Below are 24,896 nucleotides of genomic sequence, written 5' to 3' on the forward strand. Positions count from 1 at the left end.
AGGAGTCGGTGAGGGATGCGGAAGCTCAGTCTTATAGTATGTATGCTTTGTTTAGCCGGTTGCGGAAAGTATACGATGGAAGAGGCGAAGGAGAACGGCGACATCATCGTCCAGAAGGATGTTGCGAACAGCGACCGATTCGAGTCCTTTTTGAAGAAGTCGAAGCAAGGGGAATCGGATCAGATTCGCATCACGGCGTTTACGACTGAAGGCGATCCGGTGTTGTATGACGTCAAGTATGAGGGCAAGTCGTATCACTATACGTCCGATTCATCGCGTGATCAGTTCGGTACGACAGACGATGATCGTAAAAACGAAGTCTGTCAGCAACTCGACAAGACAATCGTGAAGCAGAAGGCAACCTACACGTTACGTCAATGCGCTGAAGGAGAGGATCATGAGCTGCTACGATTGCCAAAACAATAATCAAAAAGGATCGTGTCCCGTCGAATCAATCAGCGGGCACGATCCTTTTTATTCGCTGTCGAGCCGACGTAAGGCTTCGCGCCAACTGGAGAAGCGTTCAATCAACAATGTCAGTGAAGGTGCTTGGTGCGCACGCGCCCACTTGGCATATTGCTGACTCGTCAGAAGCGGTCCATGTGTGGCAGCAGCTTGTTGAAGAGCGTCTAAGCAGTCTTGATCGGTGAAGAAGCCGTTCGAGGTGAGATCGAAGTGTGCCAAGGCCTTTTTCCAGGTGCCGAACCGACGAATGATCGTATTCGCACTCAGCATTTCTGGGTGTAGATCCCGCAATTCCGTGTAGGAGCGAATCGTCATGTTCGTTCCTTTTTGTGCGACATAAAAAGCGACGCTCTCTTCGATCGACCACCGCTTCGTTCGCTTGACCGCGGCGGGACGGTTCAACGTCATGCGTTCTTTCGTCGATAAATGGGAAGTCTTGACGATTCCAGCTCGTTCTAACAAGTGTGCCCACGAACCGAATCGGGCATTGATTTCTTCAAGCGAAGGGTAAGGAAGTTGAGCTGCTAACTTTTGATAATGGGTAGCTTTCATAGGTGAATGGTGCATTTGATGAAGACCTTGAATCAAGCGGATGATCTTCTCATCCGTTGCTAAGGTGGAAGTGGAAGTCGGATGTTGACGCATGCAAGATATCTCCCTTTTGAATGGTTGTTCCAATTACAGGCTAGTGTAGCATGAGCGATTGCGAGAACATACTAACAATATCGTAAGGTAAGAAAAATAGCGCATTTCTATCCGGGAAATACAGGAAAATCAGAGATGAAACACGAATACAATATTATAGAAGAAAAGAGGGGGAACTGATCAATGACAGAAACACAGACGATTAATACGATGGAGGATATTTTAAAGATGCTCGACGCACGATTGCGTGAACCAGAACCGTTTTGGGACAAGTTCTATGAAGATCGGTCGAAACCGGTCCCGTTTTTTAAGAACATTCCGGACGAGAACTTAGTTCGCTACGTCGAAGAGGGCTGGCTCTCGCCTGGTGATGCGTTAGATCTCGGAACAGGACCGGGTCGAAATGCGATCTATCTCGCAACACACGGTTTCTCGGTGACGGGACTGGATCTCTCAGCAACCGCGTTAGACTGGGCAACGGAACAAGCACAACAGACTGGAGCGCACGTTGCGTTTCGAAAGCAAGATTTTCTAGAGACGACCGAACAGAATACATATGATTTCATTTACGATTCCGGCTGTTTTCATCATATGGCGCCACATCGACGTGTGACTTATGTGACGCGACTGAAGGAGATGTTGCGACCAGGAGGATATTTCGGATTGACGTGTTTTGTTGCGGGCGGTCCGCTTGGCGGGGCGACGTTGACGGACTGGGAAGTCTATCAAGAAAATAGTCTCCAAGGCGGACTCAGTTACACGAAAGAGCGATTACTCTCTATATTCGATGCATTCGACGTCATCGAACTAACGGAAATGCAACCCGTCGACAATCCAGAGGCATTATTTGGTCATACTGGACTGTGGACCGGTTTGTTTCGATTAAAGGATTGATTCGTCCGGCATTCGAGACATGAACCAGTCTACAAAGTAATGGACATCCTCTAGCGATACGATTTGGTGTGTATCGTAAGCGGCGAACAGTGACAAAAAGCGCGGTTCATCAGGGAAATAATGAAGCAGGATCGAGCGGAGTGTCTCTAGGTCATGCACGAAGCTTTGATCTTCCTCTAAGATGAGGTGATAGGCGCTCCGAACAATCCGTTTCACGATCGAATCCGAATGAAGCAGAGCGACCCGACCTGTTTCTAGGAGAAATAAATCCGTTTTCAACTGCTCGCATAACCCACTGTTTAACGCGAAGCCAAGAGCGCGTGTCGGACGAAGGGACGGAAATCGACTTTGGAGATTTTCGCCTGCCAAAAACAAATTGACGGATTTCAACCAGACGCCCCAGCGAAGTGCTTCGTCATCCCGTATGACGTCGCCAAGCAGACCGATGTCATAATCGATTTTGGTGACGAATGGATAGTCCGTCAACCAATCTTCCGTCCGTTTATCTAACTGCATGTGTTCTTCTTCCGTCAACGGTTCTGTCAAAATCAGTGTAAAATCGAGATCGGATTCAAAGGGACGCGCCGTTCCTTTTGCGACGCTGCCATACAAGTACACGCCATGAAACACGGATAAGGTTTGTAAATAGGCGACGACGTCTCGAATCACGGCACGATAACGGACAGGAATCGCTTCAGCGGAAGTCGGATTGTGGATGTAGCCATTTTTCGTGCCAAATGTCGTTGGATACTGCATCTGTCTTCCTCCTCATCCTTCAGGGATGGATTGATAGCGATACCACTTCTTGTTTCGCTGCACATATATAAACATCGTATCATCTTTTTCTTGATAGATGACCGTACCGCTCTTAAGACGAGTTGCCATGCCGTCCTCGAGCGTCTTTTCGGGTGCTATTTTTTGAACACGTGGACCAGGAGTCAAGAAAAGATCGGAGACGGTTACGACCTGATCTAGTCGGTACACGCGATCGTTCAAGCGGATGACGTCTTGATCTTGTTCAATGGCTTCTGCCGCGATGAGGTCTGTCGTTGTCATCGTCGTCTCCGCTAAGCATCCACTAAGAAAAGAATGATCAATACGATAGTAGCTAACACTTTTTTCATGAAAATACCTCTTTCTCTGGTTATATATCGTAATTTACGATATATTCGGATTATACGATATAAGGGGGAGCATCATGATTTCAGCTGATTTTGCAAAAATCTATTATCAACTACATCCTAGGTTCGAGGAAAACCTGTCTCACCAAAGTGTGCGTATTTTGCAATACATTCAATTTGCGGTGAGTCCGACGATCAAGCAGATTGCCGAGGCATTTCGCCTCTCACATAATACGACGTCCGAGCACGTCAAAAAGTTGGACAGATTAGGCTATATCGAAAAAAAACGGAATCCAGAAGACCAACGCCAAGTGACGATTGGTTTGACAGACTTAGGAGATACAATCGTTCGTCGTCATACGGAACTCGATCCTGAACGGTTGAATCAAGTCTTTGCTACGATGTCAAAAACAGATCAACAGGCGATTGAACAGGCGTTTCGATTGTTGCGGGAGGCGGCAGATGACTGCTTTTCTCGTTAAGGTGCTGTCGAGCGCACTGGTCATCGGTCTCGTCACGGAAGTCGCCCGGCGTTCACCGTCACTGGGAGGCGTGTTGTCTGCATTGCCCGTCGTCAGTCTGATTAGCTTTGCCTGGCTCGTTAAACAGGGAAGTGAACGGGCAGAACTGAGTACATTCTTAAAGAGTGTGTTACTCGGATTACCAGCGACGTTCTTATTGCTTGCCGTCTTATATGGATTGATTCGCTTAGGCATTCCTATTTTTTACAGTATACTCGGTGCAACGAGCTTTTTTATTGCTTGTTGGTATATCCAACGTCACCTACAACAGTGGTGGCAAACCTAAAAAAGGAGACAAAGTAATGATAACCCTTCAAACAAAGCGATTGACGATTTATCCATGTACAGCGAATGACGTGACACGTTTACAACAACAGCACTACGATAACGGACCGGAAGTTCAGCATCACTTGACGTTACTCGCGTCAGATCCCTCGCTGCTATACTGGGGCAGCTGGCTCGTCATGACAAAGGATGGTCAAGTAATCGGGGATATCGGATTCAAGGGGAAGCCGGACATACGACAAGCGGTCGAAATCGGTTATGGTCTGTTACCAGCGTATCTCAATCAAGGGTTTGCGACGGAAGCAGTTCAAGCATTGATTGAATGGGCGTTTGAACAAACGGAAGTGACAGGGGTACTTGCGAAGACGGAGTCGACGAATCAAGCATCAATCCGAGTACTCGAAAAAGCGGGATTGATTCAGGTCGGGAGAGACGATCGGTATACCATGTGGGAGCGTATGAAGAGGGTGTAAAGGAAACTTTACAGGTGGTATGTTATTTACATATAGTGGGACTACGAGGTGAAATCATGAAAAATAAGGTCAAGAAGATGCGCGAAGAACGAGGTTGGTCGCAAGGCGAACTGGCAAAACGATTGAACGTGTCGCGTCAGACGGTCATTTCCATCGAAAAAGAGCGGTATAATCCGTCACTCGACCTCGCGTTTTCACTAGCTGATCTGTTTGAACGGCGAATCGAAGACATCTTTACACCGAATCGAACGAACGAGGAGGGAATAGAATGAAGCGAGTTAATGTGTTGTTAGACTTCATTTTAATTGGAGTAGGTCTGTACTTAACGATGACAGATCCGGCGGCTAAAACTCTTGGGATTATCCTCGTTTTAGCTGGCGTCACGTCACGTATCACAGGAACGGTATTCTCGCCAACGGAACCGTATGATGAGCGCCAAGGAGAGATTAAAATCCGTAGTGGACATATCGCTTATCTCGTAAGTATCGGATATCTTTTCTTGATCTTGATTCTCGTCAATCTGTCGATCATAAAAGACATTCAATTTGCTCTGTTATTAGCATTAGGAGGACAACTTTTATTCTTTCCGCTTGTATTGCTGTACGTGAACCGAAAGATGTAAGGAATGAATGTTTATAAAAATGATACTTGTAACCGTTATCAACAATGATATAGAATGTAATGGAATAGGGATTGTTACTGGTCAAGCAGGCGAAACCCAAATCAGCGATCACTGGAACCGTGAGTGACGTTTGATTTGGGTTTTTCTATTTTTCTGATTTGAAAGGAGGTCACCGATGATCATTCATCAAATTTTCAACAACAATGTCATCAGTGTATTTGACGAAGCAGGGCGTGAGCGAGTCGTCATGGGGAAGGGAATCGGCTTTAAACGGAATTCAGGACAGAAGATATTAGCCTCCGATGTGGAAAAAGTCTTTTATCTCGATGATGCAGGTAATCATGAACGATTTAAATTACTACTTCAAGAAATTCCTGAAGAAATCATCGTCTTGACTGATGATATCGTAACGATTGCTAAATTGACGCTCGGGAAAAAACTCAATGAACTTGTGTATATCGCTCTTGCTGATCATTTACATTTTGCATTAGAACGTCATGAAAAAGGCTTAGAGATCAAAAATGTATTGCTTTGGGAGATTAAACGTTTATATCAAGATGAGTTTAGTGTTGGTCTGCAAGCGCTTGAACTGGTTGAAGAAAAATTCAATATCATATTACCTGAAGACGAAGCAGCCTATATTGCACTTCATATCGTGAATGCTGAATTAAACGAAGAGATGCCAAACATCGTCTCAATGACAAAAGTCATTCAAGAAGTATTGAATCTCGTAAAATACCACTTTGCACTAGAATGGGATGAGAATGCTCTCGCCTATCATCGTTTTGTAACCCACCTTAAATTTTTTGCACAACGACTCGTGACACGAACGGAATACGAAGGAGATGAGAGTGCGCTTTTCGATCTAGTGAAAATGCAATATCCAAAGTCCTATGTCTGCACTGAAAAAATCGCTACCTTTATTCAGACAAAATATGATTATCGGTTGACGGATGAAGAGAAATTGTACCTAACGGTTCATATTACAAGATTGATTAAAGAAAAAAAGAAAGATTGACATATTAATGTATTGTTGTTATTATGTGGTTAATAAATATATATTTATCTAATAGGATTGTTACTGGTCAAGCAGGCGAAACCTAGGTGAAGCAATGCGTATTTCTATGAAATACGTAACTTGTTCTCATCTGGGTTTCTTTTTGTGTCTATCAACTATGGAGGTGTACTATGAAATACGATCAACTGGCTAAAGCAATCATTGAATCTGTCGGAGGTGAACAAAACGTTAGTTCACTTGTCCATTGCGCGACCCGACTACGTTTCGTACTTAAAGATAAAGCAAAGGCTGATAAACTAAAACTTGAAAAACTAGAAGGTGTTATTGCTGTAAAAGAGAGCGGAGGGCAATTTCAGGTCGTCGTCGGAAATACAGTACCTGAGGTATATCAAGCAATTGGGAAACAAACAAAGCTGATGGAAGAATCAACAGATACTTCTGAGACAAGTGAAAAGGGAAATATTTTCGGTCGAGCGATTGATGTTATTTCGAGTATCTTTACGCCGTTGCTTGGTGTCATGGCGGGAGCAGGTATCTTGAAAGGTTTACTTGCGATTGCGACGAATGCAGGTTGGTTAGTTCCTACCGAAACAACTTATATCATTTTAAATGCTACAGCGGATAGTCTCTTTTACTTCTTACCTATTTTGTTAGCGGTTACATCAGCGCGAAAGTTTGGTGCAAATCAATTTGTTGCCATGACAGTAGCGGGTGCTTTAATTTATCCTACAATCATTCAACTGAAAGCGGATGCAGTCGCGACGACATTCTTCGGTATACCCGTGACGATGATGTCCTATACATCTACAGTCATTCCGATCATTCTTGCCGTTTGGGTTATGAGTTATGTTGAGAAATTTTTCAATCGATATGTCCATGAGAGTGTTAAAAATTTTGTTACTCCTTTGATTGCTCTCGTTACAATCGTTCCATTGACATTAATCGTGTTTGGACCAATCGGCGTTACGTCAGGTGACTTGATTGCTGCTTTTATTTTAAAGGTACTAGCATTTAATCCGATTTTAGCAGGGGCGTTCATTGCCGGTGTATGGCAAATCCTCGTCATTTTCGGTATTCACTGGGGAGTTGTTCCGATTTTCATCAATAACATTGCTACTAAAGGATATGACTATATCAAACCGGCAACTGCACCAGCAATTTTTGCACAGGCAGGAGCATCATTTGGTGTCATGCTTCGATCAAAAAATAAAAAGTTAAAAACATTAGCAGGTTCTACGGGAATTACCGCATTATTCGGTATTACAGAGCCTGCCGTATATGGAGTCACGTTACGCTTAAAGCGTCCTTTCATTGCAGCAATCATTAGTGCAGCAGTAGGTGGAGGAATCGTAGGACATTTTGGAAGTGTAGCAGTTGCTTCTGGTCCTCCGGGATTATTGACGTTACCCGTCTTTATTGGAGATAGTATGACAGCGTTTTACGGGTTGTTAATTGGTGTTGGTGTCTCATTCTTTTTATCGATGGTCTTAACATACATCCTTGGTTTTGAAGATGATCCGATTAAAAAAGAAGTGGAAAAAAATATTCGTCCATCAACAGAGATGACGATTCCAAGCCCAGTGTCAGGTCAAATCGTGTCTCTCGAAAAAGTTTCGGATAGTGTGTTTGCGAGTGGAGCAATGGGGAAAGGTTTCGCAGTCGTTCCGACTGAAGGAAAAGTAATCGCCCCAGTGTCAGGTCAAGTAACTGCTATATTTGCAAGCAAACATGCGATTGGTATTCGGTCAGAGGACGGAATGGAGATCCTCATTCATGTTGGGATTGATACGGTACGCTTAGATGGAACTCACTTCGAATTACACGTCACACAAGACCAGAAAATCGAACCAGGGGATGTATTAATCACTTTTGATATGGAATCGATTCAAGCGGAAGGTTATGACATCATCACACCTGTGATTTTCACGAATTTATCAGAAGAACGACAAATTACGATTGACCAAGATCAAATTTCAGTAAGTGAATACAATAAACCTGCTTTTGCATAAGAAAGGATGAGACGATGCAATTTCCAAAAAACTTTTTATGGGGTGGCGCTATTGCTGCTAATCAAGCAGAAGGTGCCTATTTATCCGATGGAAAGGGATTATCTTCCGTTGATTTAATTCCTAATGGGTCGACTCGAAGAGCCGTCATGAAAGGAGACTTATCACATTATGAGCCGCTCCCAGAACTAACTTATCCATCCCATGAGGCGATTGATTTTTATCATCGCTACAAGGAGGATATTGCGTTATTCGCCGAAATGGGATTTAAAGCACTTCGTTTATCGATTTCATGGGCGCGTATCTTTCCAAATGGTGATGAAGAACAACCAAACGAACAAGGATTGAAGTTTTACGATGAAGTGTTCGATGAATTATTGAAATATGGAATTGAACCGGTCGTTACGATGGCGCACTTTGATGTCCCCGTTCATTTAGTAAAGCATTACGGAAGTTGGCGCAATCGAAAGATGGTTACATTCTTCGAACAATATGTGAAGACGATCGTATCCCGGTATCATTCAAAAGTTCGTTATTGGATGACTTTCAATGAAATAAATATGTTGTTCCATCTTCCTTATATGGGAGCTGGATTAGTATTCGCAGAAGGAGAGAATCGGCAACAAATTCAGTATCAAGCAGCACATCATCAATTGGTAGCGAGTGCGCGTGCCGTGGAAATTGCTCATACGATTAAACCGGATCTTCAGGTTGGGTGTATGTTGGCAGCAGCTATGACATATCCTTATACCTGTAACCCAGATGACGTCGAAAAAGCGATGGAACGTGATCGTGAGAATTTCTTCTTCATTGATGTACAAGCTCGCGGTGCCTATCCTGGTTATGCATTAAGACAATTGAAAGATGCTGGAATTGAAATTCAGATGGAACCAGGTGATATTGAACTATTACGCAACCACACAGTGGACTTTATTGGTTTTAGTTATTATTCGAGTCGCTGTATCAGTACTGATCCAGAAATATTGGATAAGATGACAGCGGGGAATGTGTTCCCGACTGTTAAAAATCCATATTTGAATCAATCGGAATGGGGATGGACGATTGATCCGAAAGGACTCCGTTTAACGGCGAATCAGTTATATGACCGTTATCAACTCCCGTTATTCATCGTCGAAAATGGCTTAGGGGCATTTGATGAATTGGATGGTGAAGGAAACATTCAAGATGACTATCGAATTGCTTATTTAACAGATCACATACGCGCAATGTACGAATCGATTCAAGACGGTGTAGAACTTATCGGTTACACGAGTTGGGGCTGTATTGACCTCGTTAGTGCTTCTTCCGGAGAATATGCAAAACGGTATGGCTATATTTATGTAGATCGTCATGATGATGGCAGTGGAACGAATCGAAGACAAAAAAAGGCGTCATTTGATTGGTATAAAAAAGTAATTGCATCAAATGGTGCCTTTATAGAAAATCAAAAACATATTAAAATCAAATAAAGGTATAGCTAACGATTTTGATCTAGAAATGTTTAGATTACAAATCGTTAGCTTTTTAATTATTATTAGATTCTTTCATAAAAAATCATCAATGAAGGTATTTTCAATATTCAACCATGAATCGCAAACGTATCCCGTAATTCGATGATTGTTCCTTCTGGTGCTTTTAATTTGCTGAGATGACCATCGACGACGAAGTAGATGTTTCCGCCGTGTTTCGGTAGGAAAGGCATCCCGAGTCGTTCCAGGCGTGTTACTTCTTCTTGCAAGTCGTCAACGTAAAGTGCGAAATGGACGGGACCCGCTGCTTGTTTCGTATAATCGGTGAACGGCTGACCCGATTTGGGTGTTTGCAATTCGATATAGAAATCACCGAGTCGTAACCAGCTGTTAAAGGCGCGGTCGTGAAAACCAGGTGACTCTTGAACGAGGGAGAACCCAAGCTGTTCATAAAAGTGTTTAGACGCAGCGTAGTCCGTCGTCTGAATACAGATGTGATGAATTTGTTTCATACTAAAACCTTCCTTCGTGTTCAATGAAATCATGCAAAACTAGTGTAGCATTTCATGGATCGGTTGGAACGAACGAAATGGAGAATAGGATGCAACAAACGATGAATTTGATTTGTGAACGTTTTACAATAGGGCAAATGATTAGCGAACCTGTACGATTGACTGGCGGACTCATGCATGAGACATGGCGATTACAGACGACGACTGGATCTTACGTCTTAAAGCGATTGAATCCGGACATCATGCAACGTCCTGAAGCGCGAAAAAATTTTAAAATGTCAGAAGATGTCGCCATGCAAGCGTCATTTCACTTAGCAGCATTACCAGCACGTCGCGTCAACGATCAAGCGGTACAAACGATTGACGGCTCGGATTACCTTTTATTTGATTGGATCGATGGCAAGACGTTATCAACCGATCAGTTTCGATCGGCACATGCACGACAAATCGGAGTTCAATTAGGACGATTGCACGCTCTTTCTATAGCGACGACTGGCTTCATAAAGCCGGATACCTCAAGTACTTCAATCGATTGGAACGGTCATTTAGAAGAAGGAAAACGGCAGCAAGGAAAGTGGCTGCAGCTATTCATGGAAGAGCAGGAACATTTGCAACGAATTGAAAGATTAGCACAGAAAGCACAGAAACAACTGCCAGTAGACTGGATCGTCAGTCATCGTGATCTCGATCCAAAAAACGTCCTCTGGACACCAACGGGTCCAGTCCTGATTGACTGGGAGTCTGCGGGTCTGATCCATCGAGCCGTCGACGTGTTCGAGACAGCCTGTTATTGGGCGAAGCTGAAAAACAATACGTTTGACCGCGTTCGATTTAACGCATTTCTTGACGGTTACGCGACAAACCAACGTTTGTCTGATGTCGACTGGACGCACGTCATCGATAGCAGTGTTCAAGGAAAGCTCGACTGGCTGAATTTTAATCTCAATCGCTCACTTGGGAAAAGTGGAATCCCTGAGGCGGAACGAGTACTTGGAACGAAGCAAGTCCTTTTAACGATAGAAGAATTACGAGCGCACGACCGGAATCGCTGGATCAAGTGGATATCCGTAAGATAAGCATAAAAAGAGGCACCGAATCACTCGAATTCGATGCCTCTTCGTTATTAAAACGATTTGACCAACTGTTCAATAGTTGATTCAGGAGTGCGAATCGGAATATAACCAAGTTGCTTGATTCGGTCATTCGCAAATGTCGCGTGTTCCGCTGCACGCTTCGGTATTTGGTACGGCTTGTCACTTGCTGTGATCAACTTCATCCGGAAATCCGTCTCAGGTAGATTCGCATCGATCGCATTAAAAATATCCCCATTATGCGCATTCGTTGCGGCAAGGACGATCATTTCGACTAGATTATCCGTATGGACCCACGGGACGACATCGTCCGGGTGCACCCAGGTAATCACATCCGCCTCCTTCATCCGCTCGACTTGACGATCCCCCCAATAGGACTGCTCCTCGGCACAAATTGATCCTGGACGTAAGATGATTAAATCGGAATCGGGTGTATATTCCTGTAACAGGCGTTCGGATTCCTGTTTTGTATGGATATAGACGTGCTCGGACGGTAAGAGCGGTGACGTTTCCGTAAAATGTCCACTCACGACTTCGCCGTACACGGAAGTCGTCGAGATGTGAACGATGCGCTTGACACGAGCTTTTGTCGCAGCATCCGCGAGATGTTGTACACCTGTAACATTTGCTTCCTGTGCTAAATCGGGATCATCTCCGAGATAGGCAGCACAGTGAATCAACAGATCGACTTGAAGTGTTGTAAGAAGCGAATTCGGATCACCGAGTTCACCGATGACTGCGTGGACACCTTTGAAAGCGTATTGATCCGCTTGTTCCTGAGAGCGATACAAACCTCGCACTTCACGCGCTTCTTTTAGAAAACGTCGCGCAACACGAGAACCAAGCGTTCCGGTCATTCCTGTAACTAAAATCGTACTCTCTTTCAGGTTCATAAGTGCTTAACCCTTTGACTCTGTCTTTTCAGCGAAACATTGCTCACAAATGAAACGTCCTTCGCTTTTTAGGTATGCTTTGACTTCCGTCATCCCGCGATGTTTCGGATAGCGCATCTGGATGTAGACTTTTTCATTTCCTTCAATCGTTTTGCCGCAATGCATACATGTCGGTTCTTTGCCGAACATCCTAACGCCCCCTATAAATTAATATCTTCTATCTTATCGTAAAGGAAAAACCAGAGTGTTGGAAGAATAAAGTAAAAAAGGAATCTAAAGGAGGGTGTCTATGATCTTCATTGCTATTTTTCTCGCCGTTGGTGGAGTCGTTTGGTTCATTTCAGCGCGGAGTCAATCGAAACATCGATCGCTCGACGATCAGGAATATACATTGAATCAACATGATGTCCATCAGCAACAAAATCATCGTGATTTTTGAAGGCATGTAAAGGAGCACCCGGTCGACGGACCGGATGCTCCTTTTTAGCGATTGCGTACATGGAGAAAATATTTTGCGTTGCTCCAGATCAAGGCGATAATCAATAAGCTGATTGCAAAGATCTGAGATTGACCGGTCTCAGACGAATACACGACTAATACGACAATGATACCCATCAATAAAAATTGTAACAGGGACTGTGACCGAATCAGACCTTCGAACATGACGTGACGTTCTCCGTCATCTGAGGCAGCGAATAGCTTTTCAGCATAGTTCTTTTCCGAATACTTTGGGAAATAGCGGTTGGGATAGATCTGGCGCATAAGATTGAGAAAATAAATCGAGGAAATACAACTGATGACGAAAAAGAATCCACTCAGTATCAAATGAAGACCGAACTGGTTTTCAATGATGCTAAAAGAAGCGAGCCCGATACTGAGGAGATTGGAGAACTGCACGATCATCATGCCGTCCGCATAGTAGCGATTCACTTGATCGTCAATCGCGTCCTCTTCGTCGGAAGAAACAGAGCGTTTAGTCAATTGACGAATTTGTAAATAGCGTACGATGTAACTGAGAGTCAAGATCGTCAAGATAACCAAAAGACCAGTGAATATGTAATCAAGATAGAGCGATCGTTCAAACTGTGACAAATTGGTATTTTTGAGGACAAACATGACGAAATAACTGCTAATGAAACCGAGTAAAGCTGCGATGATGACTTTGACTGCTTCCTTGTTCATGTTAATTCCTCCTCATCGAAATAAAAGATGTCTTCTAACGGCGTATCAAACACACGAGAAATTTTGACAGCGATCAATAGCGACGGCATGAATTCTTCGCGTTCGATTAAGCTGATCGTCTGGCGCGAAATGTTCGCACGCCGTGCCAGTTCAGACTGATTCCATCCGTGACGGGCACGTAATTCTTTTAATCTGGATTTCATATAGGGATTCACCTCCTATATAATGTAACTTATCACGGTCTTTTTGACAAAGATAATAGTCAAATAAGACAATATGATAGTCATTTATTTGTAAAATGATCATATCGTTGGCATAAACTGTATACTGGAATAAGTTGAAAGGAGATGTGAAATCCGTCGATGAAATCTCAGTCACCTGTAAATGATAATTTTTATAATGATAAGGATGTTGCGCATCGAATCGCTTCGATTCTCCAAATGGAAGAGACATTGCTCAAACAAAAAATCGTGTATCTCCAGGACGTCACAGACCCCGGTACCACTTCTGAATACGAACAAGGGCGTCAGCAGCTATCGGATAAGCTCGATACGTTGAGACGTTCCGTAAAAATGGATCTCGTCTCGCGCGATGACGTCCCACTTCGAACGAGAGCACGTTTTGAACAATCACTCAGAGCAACAAGTACGACAGAGGAGGAAGCTTGTCTTATTCAAGACTATCTCCGAATTGAGGCGACGATGCTGACAAAATCGGGAGAGTCGGTTTCCGATCTTCATGCTGCTTTATTTGACGCGGATGAATCCACTCGAAAACAAGCGCTCTTATCGATTGAGGAAGCATTCCGCATGAAAGAATCCGTCATTCAACCCTTGTTTTCACGACTCGTTGATTTACGACAAGCGCGTGCCACTGCAAGTGGTAAGATCGGATACGAAGAACTAGCTTTTGCAGAACTCGGACGCGTCGATTATACGAGTCAAGATGTCAATCATTACGCCACTATCATTCAATCCGACTTTCTACCGGTCAAACGGCGATTTCAGCGCGAACAACAAACGTTTCTCGGCAAAAAGACGCTCCATCCGTGGGACGTCCGACAATCGGCCTATACACAGATTGATCATCACGTGACCGGTTCTGACACTTCATTCTTAGACAAGGCACAAGCAATTCTCGAGAGTGTTCATCCCTATTTTGCGGACATATTAAAAGTAATGCGACATAGGAATCATCTCGATATCGATGCCCGGTCGAACAAAGCCGGCGGAGGGTTTTGTGAGTATTTACCGGTCGAACAACAATCGTTCTTATTTATGAATCGCATCCATACGTTTGATGATCTCGTCATCTTCATGCATGAGATCGGCCATGCCGTCCATCATGATGCGATGAAAGAAACGTACGACGGACTACAACCGATTCCGCTTGAAGTAGGGGAGTTCGCTGCCATGTCGCTCGAGTTGTTGACGATGAACGAATGGCATCAGGTGATTTCGGATAAAAAAGACGTTGCCCGGGCAAAACTGGAACAGATGCGTTCCATTGTCGAGTTCTTACCCGAGACGATCATCGTCGATCGTTTTCAATCATGGCTCTATGCTCACCCCGACCATGATCCAAAAGAACGACATGTCTATTATGCCGATTTCCGAGAATCATACGATACGGACGTCATCGATTGGTCGGAAACACCCGATTGGAAAGGTCACGAATGGATGAGTGTCATCCATCTCTTTGAGACACCGTTTTATTACATCGAGTACGCGATTGCTCAGATTGCCGCTCTTCAGTTGTATCATCGTTTCACGAAAGACCCTGACCAAACACTGAAAGACTTCATCGCAGCCTTGGCGCTTAGTCAAACCCATTCGGTTCAAGATGTCTACGCGAGAGCGGGTGTATCTTTCTTGCCGACTGAAGGAGAGGTGAGCGAATTAGTGAGCTTTTTGACATCAGAAGTGGAGACTTGGAAGATAATTTTACAGGACGGTACATCGATATAATGAAGGACGACAAGAAAATTCATATACCAGAAGAGTTAGAAAGCCTCTATTTTTTCGGAGTAGAGCCGATTCTTGAGTTTCCGGAGGAAGAAGCATTCTATCAGCGGTCTAAATACATGTTACACAACTCCTCAAAAGAGCGTATTCAGTTTATTCTGTATCCGGCATTTACTGAAATGGAACTCCATGTCCTCCGACCGACTGGGGAGACGCTGTCACGATTACGAATTGAAACAATTCAATCCTTAAAATATGTTGAAGAAAACGGAAAACGTCTGTTACTTGATCATAGTGATGATGAATATTACCGCATCAGTGAGATTCAACTGGATCCGTTATTTTGTATCATTCAGACGGAAAGAAGAAAATAGGAGGACGAACATGAATATCCGTAAAAACATCGTCTATACGACATTATTCAATACCACAGGCGATCAATTATTGATGGTTGAGAATCGTGGCGATCACGGTGACTATTATACACTTCCAGGCGGGACGGTCGAACGTGACGAAACGCTACATACGGCAATCACGCGTGAAGTTCTGGAGGAGACAGGATTTACGATCATTCCAGGTGACATCGTCCATGTGGCAGAAGCATTCTTCCCGCAAGCGGGGGAACATTGTCTCTTTTTCTTCTTCGCGGGAGAAATCAGTTCTGGTCAATTGAAGACGAATGTTCCGGAAGAGATTTCTGGACTCGTCTGGATGGATCGTGATGAAGCGTTCAAACACCTCAATCTTCCGGAAGCGTCAAAAGAATCGTTCTTTGCTGGTCGAACGGTACCGTATGATTTTGCCGGAGAGATCATCCATTCGTAAGGAAGTGTTGCTTGACGTACTAAGGTGACGAATTTTCGGGTACAACTTTACAGGAGTATTACTCGAAACTTGTAGAAAGTCAGGTGAACACACAGTATGTCGATTCTTACGTTTCACGAAGTCAGCTATCAACACATCTTACACGAAATAACAGGTGAGTTCCGCGAAGGTCTCATTACGACGCTCGTCGGACCAAGTGGTGCCGGGAAATCCACGACCTTGAAGCACATCAATGGACTGATTTCTCCCGATCGCGGCGAAATTTGTTTTCGAGGCGAACCACTTGAACAGATGGATCTGCTCGATGTCCGCAAACGGATCGGGATGGCGTTCCAAAGCGCGCCGATGATTCCAGGTACCGTCTACGATAATATCAATTTGCCGAAATCGATCTTCGGTGAATCGTTACCGCGCGAAGAAGCGGAACGTTTGTTACAACAAGTTGACCTATCCGTCGAACTTGAGCGACCGGTCAAAGATTTGTCCGGTGGCGAACGGAGCCGACTCGGAATCGCACGAACACTCGTCAATCGTCCGGACGTCCTGTTGCTCGACGAAATCACGGCAAGTCTTGATTACCGGATGGTACAGGAGATTGAGAAGTTAATTCTTGATTTGCAGCAGGAGTTACAGACGACGATCATTTGGATTACGCATGACTTAGAGCAAGCCAAGCGGGTCAGCGACGACATCTGGTTTTTAAAGGATGGACGATTGATCGAGTCTGGTGCTTTTAAAGAACTCGCTTCAGGTGGTCAAGCAGAGACACAAGCATTCTTGAAGGGGGAATCGATATGAGTTACCTCCAACTGGCAACTTCGCTCATCTTCATTCTGATCCCCCTTGTCTTAGCGCGGACGTTACGGCTGGGTCTAGAGAAGGACATCATCATCGCAACCGTTCGATCGATCGTCCAACTCTTGATCATTGGTTATATTCTGACGTTCGTCTTTGAAAGCGGAAGTCCAATTTTCATGTTATTGATGATTCTGTTGATGATCGGCGCAGCGACACTGAACGTCATCCGTAAAGGGGACGGAATTCCCGGGATTCAGTGGATCATTTTGTTCACACTGATTGCGGTTGAAGCATTGACGATGGGCATTTTGCTCGGGTTACGAATCATTCCGTTCGAAGCCCAGCAAGTCATTCCAATCAGCGGGATGGTCATCGGAAACTGTATGATCTTGTCCTTATTGTTCCTCAATAAGTTCAAGGACGAGGTCGAACGAAGCGACGAGGTCATCGAACTGATTCTTTCACTCGGTGGAGATGCGAAGACAGCGATTGATACGAGCTTAAAAGGCGCGATCCGGACAAGTATGATTCCAACGATCGAAGCGCAAAAAACGATGGGGCTCGTCCAACTGCCAGGGATGATGAGTGGGTTGATCATCGGTGGCGCGGATCCGATGGAAGCCGTCCTCTATCAACTATTGATTCTATTCCTAATCTTGACGACGGCAGCGATGGCATCGGTCCTCGTTGGTTTTCTATCCTACCGTCGACTGTTCAATGAAAAAGCACAATTCATCGGTTTGACCTATAAGAAAAAAGATACGTAAGGAGCAGATTATGCAGACTTATCCGATTACAGAAGCCGACCTGCAACTGGTCGAACTAGCAACCGAAACGATTCAAAGCCGTTACACCGACGATAAACATCACGTCGCAGCTGCGTTGCGGACGAAAGATGGCGCGACGAAAACGGGTGTTCATGTCGAAGCGTATATCGGACGGGTGACGGTGTGCGCGGAAGCCATTACGATCGGTTCCGCCATCACGGATGGATTGACGGATTTTGAGACGATCGTCGCTGTCCGACATCCCTATTCGGATGAGACGGACCGAACGATTCGTGTCGTCAGTCCGTGCGGCATGTGTCGCGAATTGATTTCCGATTATGCACCGGACGCGTTTGTCCTCTTGAATCTGGACGAAGAATTGACGAAAGTCCGGATTGCGGATTTGATTCCTTTGAAATATGTTCGACAGTAAATCGGACCTCCTTATCATTCGGTAAGGAGGTCCTTTCGTGTTTACGAGGTAAAAGTCGATCGTCTTAGATAGGACTTGATTCGATTCCAAGTTGATCAAATTCCCAACTACCTTGGACAATCAAGAGTGTTCGATGTTCGTGTTTTTTTATTTCGAGTAATCCCTGTTCTTCCGTAAAGAAAAATGGGCCAAACAAGGGACGACAGAAATATTCTTGATCTTCATCAAGCAGGAAGAGTTGGTCGTTGACAGCTTTAAGTCCAAAGGAAATCGAACCATTGGAATAGGTTCCTTCGATCACTGACCAATTGATTTTTGGTTGGGTGACCTGTTCCTGTTCAATTCGTTTGCAGGTTTGTCCATTTAGAACGATATAATGGACGTCTTCGTTTTCATCCTCTACAAAACCAACTGTCGTAATCGAATTCCCATCCGTATCCTGCGAGAAGTAGAGCTTGTTTTGATGCGCATGCAGCGTCATCTCGCTTCCATTCAGATGCATCTTAAGTTGTTGACCGTCGTTAATGATTTGCACCAGCCCATTTTGATTTCCTAGATAGTAGCCTGTATATCGCTCCCAATCAGAACGATTCGGAATCATCACTTCCGGTTTCGTATGGTCGGGCGTAGTCTCCAGCAACTGATCTAAGATTTCATAAGCGAGATCGATTCCGTAGTCTTGGCTTGCGAGTGTCACGATAGCGAGTTGTTGCTCTGGAGCAGCTAACATGAAACTCGTGTACGTTCCAATCGCTCCACCATGGCGAATCGTCGGTGTTCCGTTGTAGTCTTCCGTAATAAACGATAATCCACATCCGAGTTGCTGCAAATTGTAACGGCTAACTTGTAATGTGTGCATCTCGCGTATAGCTGTTGCTGACAGGAGTGGTGTAGCGTTCAGATGTATCAGGAGAAATTTGGCATAATCCGCTGCGGTCGACATCGCAAACCAGGAAGGATAGTTCGCCACATTCTCATAAAATGGTCTGACGACGGTGTGACCAGTCTCTGTTCGTTCATGAGGTAACGCTAGTGGGAAGGTCATCGCCATGAGAGGATCGTAAAGCGTGCGTGACATTCCTAACGGCTTGAATAAAAGATCTCGCATAAGCTCTGGAAAATACGTTTGAGTCACGTATTCTGCAACGTACCCCGCGATATTAAATCCGTGGTTACTGTAAGAAAAAAGGAGACCCGGAGGAGCGATCAATGATAACTTTGGCACGTCGCGGCGGATGTACTGTTCTAATGCGTCGACGTTACGACTTCCGACGATGTCCGTCCCATCAGGAAGCCCAGACGTATGACTCAACAGCATCCGAAGAGTGATCTTATTCGTAGCACCTAGATCTTTTAAAGAAAAGAACGGCACATATTCGATGATAGGAACATCTAAATCCAACCTTCCTTGATCGACAAGGATCATAATGGCAGTTGCGGTCAACGGCTTACTTAATGAACCAATTCGAAAGAGTGTGTTCTTTGTAACGGGAACCCCGCCATCCTCGAGATTTGTTACCCCAAATCCATTGGAGTAGACGACTTCCTGACCTTTGACGATCGCTAACGAAAATCCGGGGATTGACTGAGAAATGACTTGTTCTTGAATGTCGTGCTCTAACGTAGAAATCATCTGTTCACTCGCTTTCTTTTTTGTTTGCTTTACCTTTTTCCTTATTAGGACTAGTTCGTTTAAAGTAGTGTAATTCCTTTTATTCCCTTGATGGTACGTGTATATCAGCTATTTTTATATATTTACTTCTAAAAAATCCTTATATTGGTTATTATAATGACATCATGTTGCAGGAGGGGTCCTGGTGGAAAGTTTACTAGAAATAGAACGGTTATCAAAAAACTATACGCGGGGAACAGAGACGATTGAAGCGTTAAAACAAGTCTCCTTCACGTTAGAAGAAGGTGGCTTCATCGCCATCATGGGCACGAGTGGCTCTGGAAAAAGTACATTACTGAATATACTAGGGGCACTTGACGCACCAACCGGTGGAACGTTGACGCTAAGGGGAAAACGTCAACGCGACATCTTCACTGAACCAGTAGCCACTCTATACCGACAACAACACATCGGGTTCATCTTTCAATCGTTTCACCTGCTCGATGATTTGACGGTCCAGGAGAACATTGCCTTACCATTGATGTTGAAGGGGATGGATGACAAAACGATCAATCAAGAGGTAGAGACTTGGCTCAAACGAGTCGGACTGACGAAATGGAACAATCATCGACCGCAAGAGCTGTCGGGTGGTCAACAACAACGTGTCGCGATCGCACGTGCCTTGATCAGTCGACCACCGATCATCTTAGCGGATGAGCCGACGGGGAACCTCGATTTCAAGACATCTGCGGAAATCATGCAATTGCTTCAAGAACTCAATCGCGAACAACAAACGAGCATCCTGCTCGTGACCCATGATGCGACCGTAGCCGCTCATGCGAAGCGGGTGCTGTATTTCCATGACGGACAGATCGTCGCCGATCAGCTGTCGACCGGTGACGTGGCGCCGATCTTAGAGACATACGAGCAGTTCGTGGGGGCTGTATGAAACGACAACATCTCTTCCGTCTTTCCCACCGACTGTACCGTAAAAGTCCGATGATTTTAGTGACCTCAATCGGAAGCGTCATGATTTCGATTGGTCTCGTTTTAACGATGGTCATTTTTTTACTACATAATCAAGCCGCAATCGAAGCGGATCGTGAACAAAGATACGGTCAAGTCGATCTGACGGTCAAATATACACCAGAAGACGAGCGGACGGATCAGTCCGTGTTGGAGCAACTTGAAAAGAATCACGGTGTCTTGCGCGCAGAGTCGATCTTACAGACGACGGCGCGCGTCGCTGGTCAAACGATGGCCGACGTGGAGACGATGGGAGTTCATTCGGATGCCCTGACGAAAAGTCGGTATCATTTCACGAACGATTTGAAACAGGGAGAAGTAATCGTGTCAGCTAGACTCGCGACGTCGCTTGATCGTAGTGTCGGGCAAGCGCTACGCGTCGGAGAAAAGACGTATCGGATCCGAGAGATTTTACCAAATGCAAAAACTCCTGAAGCTTCGCACGATCAAGTCTTGCTTTCGTATGCTGATCTTAAAAGGAAACATCCGATCGAAACGAAAGCCGTCTTGCTCAATCTAAAAAAAGAGGTGGATTTCGTTCACTATGCCGATACACTCGTCAAAGCGAATCCGAAGCTCCGGGTTGAACTTGCGGAGGGGCAAGCCCTCTCACCGGCGCTGAACGGCTACATCGGAATCTTGTCAGTACTGATCCTTGTCGTGTCCGGCTTCATCTTGATGGCGAATTTCGACTTGTATTTACGTAAACATGCTGTCCAATTTGCCATCATGCGGACGCTTGGAGCAACGACCCGGCAATTGTTTCAGCTCTTCTTCGTTCAATCTGGATTGATTGTCTTAGCGGGCACGATGCTTACGATTCTAGGCAGTATTTGCTTACCGTTGCTCGGTCAACTCGTATGGCCGACAGAGGGTAAAATGATCGTCTCCCTCATGATTGAACAGGGAGCGTTTTTGATGCTCATCACGATCGGTAGTGCTTTGTTGATTCTGCTGTTGCTTGCGAGTACGGCTTATCGAAAACGGGATGTGTTACCACTCCACGTCTTGCGAGAAAATCTGAAAACGGCGTCACGACCGACTCGACGAAAACGTCTCGTCCTGTTCAGTAGTGGATTGACTGTCAGTTTGGTGTTGTTCGCTGAAGTGATTGCCAGTACGGATGGGTCACGGGCAATCGCCTGGCTCGGTGCAACCGTCGCCTTTTTACTGACGATGTACCTTGCGACGCCACTCCTCTTGAAGGGAGTGCTCCAGCGAGCGGAACCGATTGTTCGTCGGTTAGCGGGACCGACGAGTTTCGTTGCCTTCCGGGGCGTGTTACCGCAACTACGGAAAAATGCTTGGTTGATGCTGATCGTTCAAGTATTGATGATCATCGTCGTCATCGGCTCGACGTTCCTTGAGACGGTGCAACAAAACGAGCGGAAGTACATCATCAGCCAATATCCGACAGAAGTCGTCCTAAAGAGTCGTTTGGATGAAGGATCGCAAGGAAACCCGTTGCAATTGATTCGACAAATTGAAACCGACCTACCTGGCGCAAGAGCGACCTTCCTGTCGTCTCGCAATTCCTTCGAATACCAGTCGCCTCAAGAAGATGTCTCGATCGAATACGAAGTGACGGATTATCGTCGTCTTGATGTCTTAGCGGGAGAGCAGACGAGTGACACAGAAGGAATCATCGTCTCACGCGCCTTTGCTAAAACACACAGTCTTCAAAAAGGCGATATGTTGCCAATCGGGCGATGGGACGGGGAACAAGAACGAAACGTTTCGGTCGGTCAATTCCGAATCGTTGGAATTGAAAAGAAGATAGCACCAGACGTCCTCGTGGATTGGCGGAACGAGCAACTGCGGCAACCAAACGATCACATCTTGAATGTCTTTATCGACGTTCCGTCCGAGTTAACGAAGGCGCAAGTGACCACAACATTATTAGAGATCACAGAAAGTTATCCGACATTGCAAGTGAATCGACTATCTGACGCACTTCGCGATGCGGAGCAACAAACGACGGAACGCTGGTTCGTCTTCTTGATCGCGCTTGTCGTCATGAGTGGATCCGTCTGGTTCGGACTTGCAAACGCCTTACTCAGTTTCGTGAGTGGAAAACGAGGTGAATACGCATTGCTACGAACGATTGCGTTGACACGGAACAAGCTCCGTCAGCTGACACTCATTCAAATGCTCTTATTCATTGGGAGCGGCATCACCTTTGGACTGATCAGTGGTATCGGGGCGACCTTCTTCGTGACACGGATTGATGATGCAGGATCATTTTACTTCAACGTACCGACGATTGCCGGAACCATTGTCGGTTTAATAGTGCTTGTCATAAGCATCGCTTGGTTCATCACCCGACGAAAGCAGGAAAACCTCGTTCACGAATTGAAACAGTAAATAAGGGCACGTGAACCGGGGGGATCGAAATGCGAAAAACGATCGGGGCGATTCTATTACTCGTAATAATTAGCGGTGTCGGCTGGTGGATGATCGCAGATGAACGGGATGCGACCTATGAACAGATTGTTGAAGTACAAGTCGTTCGACACGTGACGAAGCAGTTTGGGCGTGACAATATCGCGTCAGTCAAACCGTATTTCGTAGCGTCCGAATCATCGAAATCACGACGTCACCAAATTGCCGTTCAATTGAAATCGGCACCGACTGGAGAATACCGAATGTATCGCGTATTTCAGAATAAGGTCGAGTACATCGGTCGGTCACGGACCGTTCGATCAGATTAAAAAGATACGTCACATCAGTTGGAGGATTTAGATGAAAACGAAAGCCGAACGCATCGCGTTCATTCAAGAAGAAAAGCGGCAACTCGTCAAACCACGTTTATACAGCTCGTTGTTGTACGGTGTCAGTATATTTTTGGTCGTTGCCAATCGGGACGTGTACTGGCCACTATTTTTATTATTTGTGGCATTGGTCTGGATTGCGCGGCTTCACTCGCAAGAAGTCGAACGTGATATGGCATTGACAGAAGAGCCACAGATGAAGAGAATCATTCAATGGCAGTACGTGACGGATTTTCTGTTCGTGATCTTGATGGGACTCTTCTTCCCGATGCTGATCGTATTCGACTTGCCATTCTTCCTTAGTTTTGCCGTCTACGTCGTTCTTGCGATTGCTTTGCTCGTGTCCGATATGCGACTTGAACGAAACGGAAAACGTCTCGATGCCGAGCATCCGACGAAGAAGGAACTGCGGACGTATCCGAAATCTTGGGAAAAGATATAATTCGTGGAGCCGGTCAATGAACCGGCTCCTTTTTGAGCATTCCGGTCGCTTCAGCGTGTTCGACTGCCGTATGATGAAGGGGCACATGAAGAAGGAGGTCCTCGTATGCTTGCAATCATTATTGGATTTATCATCGGTCTGCTCGTACCGGTTCAAACGAGTGTCAATACACGGCTACGGGGCGTCGTGGGATCGCCGTTCCTCGCTTCGCTAATTTCCTTTTCGATCGGCTCACTCTTCTTACTGATTCTCGTGTTGCTCGTCGATGGGAATCTCACAGGTCTTACGGCTACTGTCGATGAACCGTTCTGGATTTGGGGTGGGGGGTTGCTCGGCGTCATCTATTTGACTGGGAACATCTTGCTGTTTCCGCGACTCGGTGGTGTCCAAACGGTCATCATGCCGATTTTCGGTCAAGTCATCATGGGACTGTTGATCGATCATTTTGGATTGTTTGAAGCGAACGTCACGACACTTTCGTTGACACGGGTCATCGGTGCAGTGCTTGTGTTACTCGGTGTCGTCGGGACGGTCGCGCTTGGTGACTATTTCGCACGACGGCGGAAGCAACAGGTGGCATCATCAGAAAACTCGGTGCTTGTCTGGCGTCTGCTCGGGATTCTGACGGGTATGATGAGTGCTGCCCAGACGGCGATCAATGGTTATCTCGGAAGTGTTCTCGGGTCAGCCGTCAAAGGTGCCTTGATTTCATTCGTCATCGGTACGATCACCTTATTATTACTGAATCTGATCCTCCGAACGAAATGGCACATCGATCGTTCGCAACCCTTACCTGCTTGGATTTGGATCGGGGGATTGATCGGTGCGTTGTTCGTTGCCGGTAATGCCTTCATCGTTCCGCTCGTTGGTACAGGACTCGCCGTCGTCATCGTCACGATCGGTCTTCTGACCGGCAGCCTATTGATTTACCGTTTCGGCTGGTTCGGTGCGAAAAAACAACCGGTCACTAGTGTGCAGATCGTCAGTCTACTTGTCATGCTTGGTGGCATCATCCTGATTCGTTTATGAACAAACAGACCGTCTTGCGCGTAAGAGACTCT

The 24,896-nt window shown here is 45.4% G+C and carries 32 protein-coding genes; 23 read left to right on the forward strand and 9 right to left on the reverse strand.

All coding sequences use genetic code 11. From position 1 onward, the window contains the following. Positions 1 to 15: 15 nt before the first annotated feature. Positions 16 to 426, forward strand: a complete 411-nt coding sequence (locus KNQ06_RS05885) for a DUF4362 domain-containing protein (protein WP_082665915.1) — start codon at positions 16 to 18, stop codon at positions 424 to 426. 48 nt (positions 427 to 474) lie between these two features. Here KNQ06_RS05885 and KNQ06_RS05890 read toward each other — a convergent pair whose 3' ends face one another. Further along, positions 475 to 1,110 (reverse strand): homing endonuclease associated repeat-containing protein, encoded by a 636-nt coding sequence (locus KNQ06_RS05890; protein WP_149427498.1) that lies wholly within the window; start codon positions 1,108 to 1,110, stop codon positions 475 to 477. 183 nt (positions 1,111 to 1,293) lie between these two features. Between KNQ06_RS05890 and KNQ06_RS05895 the strand changes: the two genes are divergently transcribed. Beyond that, entirely contained in the window at positions 1,294 to 2,004 is a 711-nt protein-coding gene (locus KNQ06_RS05895; RefSeq protein WP_149427497.1) for an SAM-dependent methyltransferase, read from the forward strand. Here the strand turns inward: KNQ06_RS05895 and KNQ06_RS05900 are convergent. Then, entirely contained in the window at positions 1,993 to 2,760 is a 768-nt protein-coding gene (locus KNQ06_RS05900; protein WP_149427496.1) for a nucleotidyltransferase domain-containing protein, read from the reverse strand. The two genes, KNQ06_RS05895 and KNQ06_RS05900, sit on opposite strands and share 12 nt — an antisense overlap. 12 nt (positions 2,761 to 2,772) lie before the next feature. Continuing rightward, positions 2,773 to 3,060, reverse strand: coding sequence for a hypothetical protein (locus tag KNQ06_RS05905; protein ID WP_149427495.1), 288 nt, complete (start codon positions 3,058 to 3,060; stop codon positions 2,773 to 2,775). A gap of 142 nt (positions 3,061 to 3,202) precedes the next feature. On the opposite strand from KNQ06_RS05905, the gene KNQ06_RS05910 reads away from it, so the two are divergent. From KNQ06_RS05910 to KNQ06_RS05945, 8 genes are all read left to right on the forward strand, one after another. After that, entirely contained in the window at positions 3,203 to 3,607 is a 405-nt protein-coding gene (locus KNQ06_RS05910; RefSeq protein WP_149427494.1) for a MarR family winged helix-turn-helix transcriptional regulator, read from the forward strand. Then, positions 3,588 to 3,932 (forward strand): DUF3147 family protein, encoded by a 345-nt coding sequence (locus KNQ06_RS05915; protein ID WP_244290034.1) that lies wholly within the window; start codon positions 3,588 to 3,590, stop codon positions 3,930 to 3,932. Before KNQ06_RS05910 ends, KNQ06_RS05915 begins: the two co-directional genes overlap by 20 nt. A gap of 16 nt (positions 3,933 to 3,948) precedes the next feature. Further along, entirely contained in the window at positions 3,949 to 4,404 is a 456-nt protein-coding gene (locus KNQ06_RS05920; protein ID WP_244290033.1) for a GNAT family N-acetyltransferase, read from the forward strand. A 56-nt stretch (positions 4,405 to 4,460) separates the two neighbouring features. Beyond that, the gene (locus tag KNQ06_RS05925; protein WP_149427493.1) at positions 4,461 to 4,676 is read left to right on the forward strand and encodes a helix-turn-helix transcriptional regulator; all 216 of its coding nucleotides are present in this window, start codon (positions 4,461 to 4,463) and stop codon (positions 4,674 to 4,676) included. Next, a complete protein-coding gene (locus KNQ06_RS05930; protein WP_149427492.1) occupies positions 4,673 to 5,026 on the forward strand; it encodes a DUF2178 domain-containing protein in 354 nt (117 codons plus the stop codon). The genes KNQ06_RS05925 and KNQ06_RS05930 overlap by 4 nt, the downstream gene beginning before the upstream one ends. 175 nt (positions 5,027 to 5,201) lie before the next feature. After that, positions 5,202 to 6,044, forward strand: a complete 843-nt coding sequence (gene licT / locus KNQ06_RS05935; RefSeq protein ID WP_149427491.1) for a BglG family transcription antiterminator LicT — start codon at positions 5,202 to 5,204, stop codon at positions 6,042 to 6,044. Positions 6,045 to 6,214: 170 nt separating this feature from the next. After that, a complete protein-coding gene (locus KNQ06_RS05940; protein ID WP_215147520.1) occupies positions 6,215 to 8,053 on the forward strand; it encodes a beta-glucoside-specific PTS transporter subunit IIABC in 1,839 nt (612 codons plus the stop codon). Positions 8,054 to 8,067: 14 nt separating this feature from the next. Beyond that, positions 8,068 to 9,519, forward strand: a complete 1,452-nt coding sequence (locus KNQ06_RS05945) for a 6-phospho-beta-glucosidase (protein ID WP_214805039.1) — start codon at positions 8,068 to 8,070, stop codon at positions 9,517 to 9,519. Between the two features lie 110 nt (positions 9,520 to 9,629). On the opposite strand, the gene KNQ06_RS05950 is transcribed toward KNQ06_RS05945, so the two are convergent. After that, entirely contained in the window at positions 9,630 to 10,031 is a 402-nt protein-coding gene (locus tag KNQ06_RS05950; protein ID WP_149427488.1) for a VOC family protein, read from the reverse strand. Between the two features lie 101 nt (positions 10,032 to 10,132). On the opposite strand from KNQ06_RS05950, the gene KNQ06_RS05955 reads away from it, so the two are divergent. Beyond that, positions 10,133 to 11,107, forward strand: a complete 975-nt coding sequence (locus KNQ06_RS05955; RefSeq protein ID WP_215147522.1) for a phosphotransferase — start codon at positions 10,133 to 10,135, stop codon at positions 11,105 to 11,107. A 47-nt stretch (positions 11,108 to 11,154) separates the two neighbouring features. On the opposite strand, the gene KNQ06_RS05960 is transcribed toward KNQ06_RS05955, so the two are convergent. Both KNQ06_RS05960 and KNQ06_RS05965 read right to left on the reverse strand, forming a co-directional pair. After that, positions 11,155 to 12,015, reverse strand: a complete 861-nt coding sequence (locus tag KNQ06_RS05960; protein ID WP_215147524.1) for an NAD-dependent epimerase/dehydratase family protein — start codon at positions 12,013 to 12,015, stop codon at positions 11,155 to 11,157. A gap of 6 nt (positions 12,016 to 12,021) precedes the next feature. Beyond that, positions 12,022 to 12,204 carry a hypothetical protein gene (locus KNQ06_RS05965; protein WP_023468458.1) on the reverse strand — a complete coding sequence of 61 codons (183 nt, stop codon included), beginning with the start codon at positions 12,202 to 12,204 and terminating at the stop codon, positions 12,022 to 12,024. 100 nt (positions 12,205 to 12,304) lie between these two features. Between KNQ06_RS05965 and KNQ06_RS05970 the strand changes: the two genes are divergently transcribed. Further along, the gene (locus tag KNQ06_RS05970) at positions 12,305 to 12,454 is read left to right on the forward strand and encodes a hypothetical protein (protein ID WP_023468457.1); all 150 of its coding nucleotides are present in this window, start codon (positions 12,305 to 12,307) and stop codon (positions 12,452 to 12,454) included. Positions 12,455 to 12,498: 44 nt separating this feature from the next. On the opposite strand, the gene KNQ06_RS05975 is transcribed toward KNQ06_RS05970, so the two are convergent. Beyond that, complete coding sequence (locus KNQ06_RS05975; protein ID WP_215147526.1) at positions 12,499 to 13,197, reverse strand: DUF3169 family protein; 699 nt, start codon at positions 13,195 to 13,197, stop codon at positions 12,499 to 12,501. Continuing rightward, entirely contained in the window at positions 13,194 to 13,400 is a 207-nt protein-coding gene (locus KNQ06_RS05980; protein WP_023468455.1) for a helix-turn-helix transcriptional regulator, read from the reverse strand. Before KNQ06_RS05980 ends, KNQ06_RS05975 begins: the two co-directional genes overlap by 4 nt. Positions 13,401 to 13,559: 159 nt before the next feature. On the opposite strand from KNQ06_RS05980, the gene KNQ06_RS05985 reads away from it, so the two are divergent. From KNQ06_RS05985 to KNQ06_RS06010, 6 genes are all read left to right on the forward strand, one after another. After that, complete coding sequence (locus KNQ06_RS05985) at positions 13,560 to 15,164, forward strand: M3 family metallopeptidase (protein ID WP_215147528.1); 1,605 nt, start codon at positions 13,560 to 13,562, stop codon at positions 15,162 to 15,164. Further along, entirely contained in the window at positions 15,164 to 15,535 is a 372-nt protein-coding gene (locus tag KNQ06_RS05990; protein ID WP_214723371.1) for a hypothetical protein, read from the forward strand. Before KNQ06_RS05985 ends, KNQ06_RS05990 begins: the two co-directional genes overlap by 1 nt. 10 nt (positions 15,536 to 15,545) lie before the next feature. Then, on the forward strand, positions 15,546 to 15,986 hold the full coding sequence (locus tag KNQ06_RS05995) for an NUDIX domain-containing protein (protein WP_167507577.1): 441 nt from the start codon (positions 15,546 to 15,548) through the stop codon (positions 15,984 to 15,986). Between the two features lie 96 nt (positions 15,987 to 16,082). Then, complete coding sequence (locus KNQ06_RS06000) at positions 16,083 to 16,784, forward strand: ABC transporter ATP-binding protein (RefSeq protein WP_214723369.1); 702 nt, start codon at positions 16,083 to 16,085, stop codon at positions 16,782 to 16,784. Beyond that, positions 16,781 to 17,551 (forward strand): ABC transporter permease, encoded by a 771-nt coding sequence (locus tag KNQ06_RS06005; protein WP_064299780.1) that lies wholly within the window; start codon positions 16,781 to 16,783, stop codon positions 17,549 to 17,551. Before KNQ06_RS06000 ends, KNQ06_RS06005 begins: the two co-directional genes overlap by 4 nt. 10 nt (positions 17,552 to 17,561) lie before the next feature. Beyond that, positions 17,562 to 17,984: a cytidine deaminase gene (locus tag KNQ06_RS06010; protein ID WP_215147530.1), complete on the forward strand. Its 423-nt coding sequence runs from the start codon at positions 17,562 to 17,564 to the stop codon at positions 17,982 to 17,984. Between the two features lie 64 nt (positions 17,985 to 18,048). Here KNQ06_RS06010 and KNQ06_RS06015 read toward each other — a convergent pair whose 3' ends face one another. Next, positions 18,049 to 19,617 carry a serine hydrolase domain-containing protein gene (locus tag KNQ06_RS06015; RefSeq protein ID WP_215147532.1) on the reverse strand — a complete coding sequence of 523 codons (1,569 nt, stop codon included), beginning with the start codon at positions 19,615 to 19,617 and terminating at the stop codon, positions 18,049 to 18,051. A gap of 184 nt (positions 19,618 to 19,801) precedes the next feature. Between KNQ06_RS06015 and KNQ06_RS06020 the strand changes: the two genes are divergently transcribed. The 5 genes from KNQ06_RS06020 to KNQ06_RS06040 all read left to right on the forward strand — a co-directional run bounded on the left by KNQ06_RS06020 (position 19,802) and on the right by KNQ06_RS06040 (position 24,864). Beyond that, positions 19,802 to 20,545, forward strand: coding sequence for an ABC transporter ATP-binding protein (locus tag KNQ06_RS06020; protein WP_353049188.1), 744 nt, complete (start codon positions 19,802 to 19,804; stop codon positions 20,543 to 20,545). Then, on the forward strand, positions 20,542 to 22,986 hold the full coding sequence (locus KNQ06_RS06025; RefSeq protein ID WP_215147534.1) for an ABC transporter permease: 2,445 nt from the start codon (positions 20,542 to 20,544) through the stop codon (positions 22,984 to 22,986). The genes KNQ06_RS06020 and KNQ06_RS06025 overlap by 4 nt, the downstream gene beginning before the upstream one ends. A 29-nt stretch (positions 22,987 to 23,015) precedes the next feature. Beyond that, positions 23,016 to 23,333, forward strand: a complete 318-nt coding sequence (locus tag KNQ06_RS06030; protein WP_215147537.1) for a hypothetical protein — start codon at positions 23,016 to 23,018, stop codon at positions 23,331 to 23,333. Positions 23,334 to 23,364: 31 nt separating this feature from the next. Then, complete coding sequence (locus KNQ06_RS06035; protein ID WP_215147539.1) at positions 23,365 to 23,835, forward strand: hypothetical protein; 471 nt, start codon at positions 23,365 to 23,367, stop codon at positions 23,833 to 23,835. A gap of 105 nt (positions 23,836 to 23,940) precedes the next feature. Further along, complete coding sequence (locus KNQ06_RS06040; protein WP_215147541.1) at positions 23,941 to 24,864, forward strand: DMT family transporter; 924 nt, start codon at positions 23,941 to 23,943, stop codon at positions 24,862 to 24,864. The last annotated feature ends 32 nt before the right edge of the window (positions 24,865 to 24,896 follow it).

Source organism: Exiguobacterium sp. s91, from assembly GCF_018618915.1.
Lineage (GTDB): Bacteria > Bacillota > Bacilli > Exiguobacteriales > Exiguobacteriaceae > Exiguobacterium_A > Exiguobacterium_A abrahamii.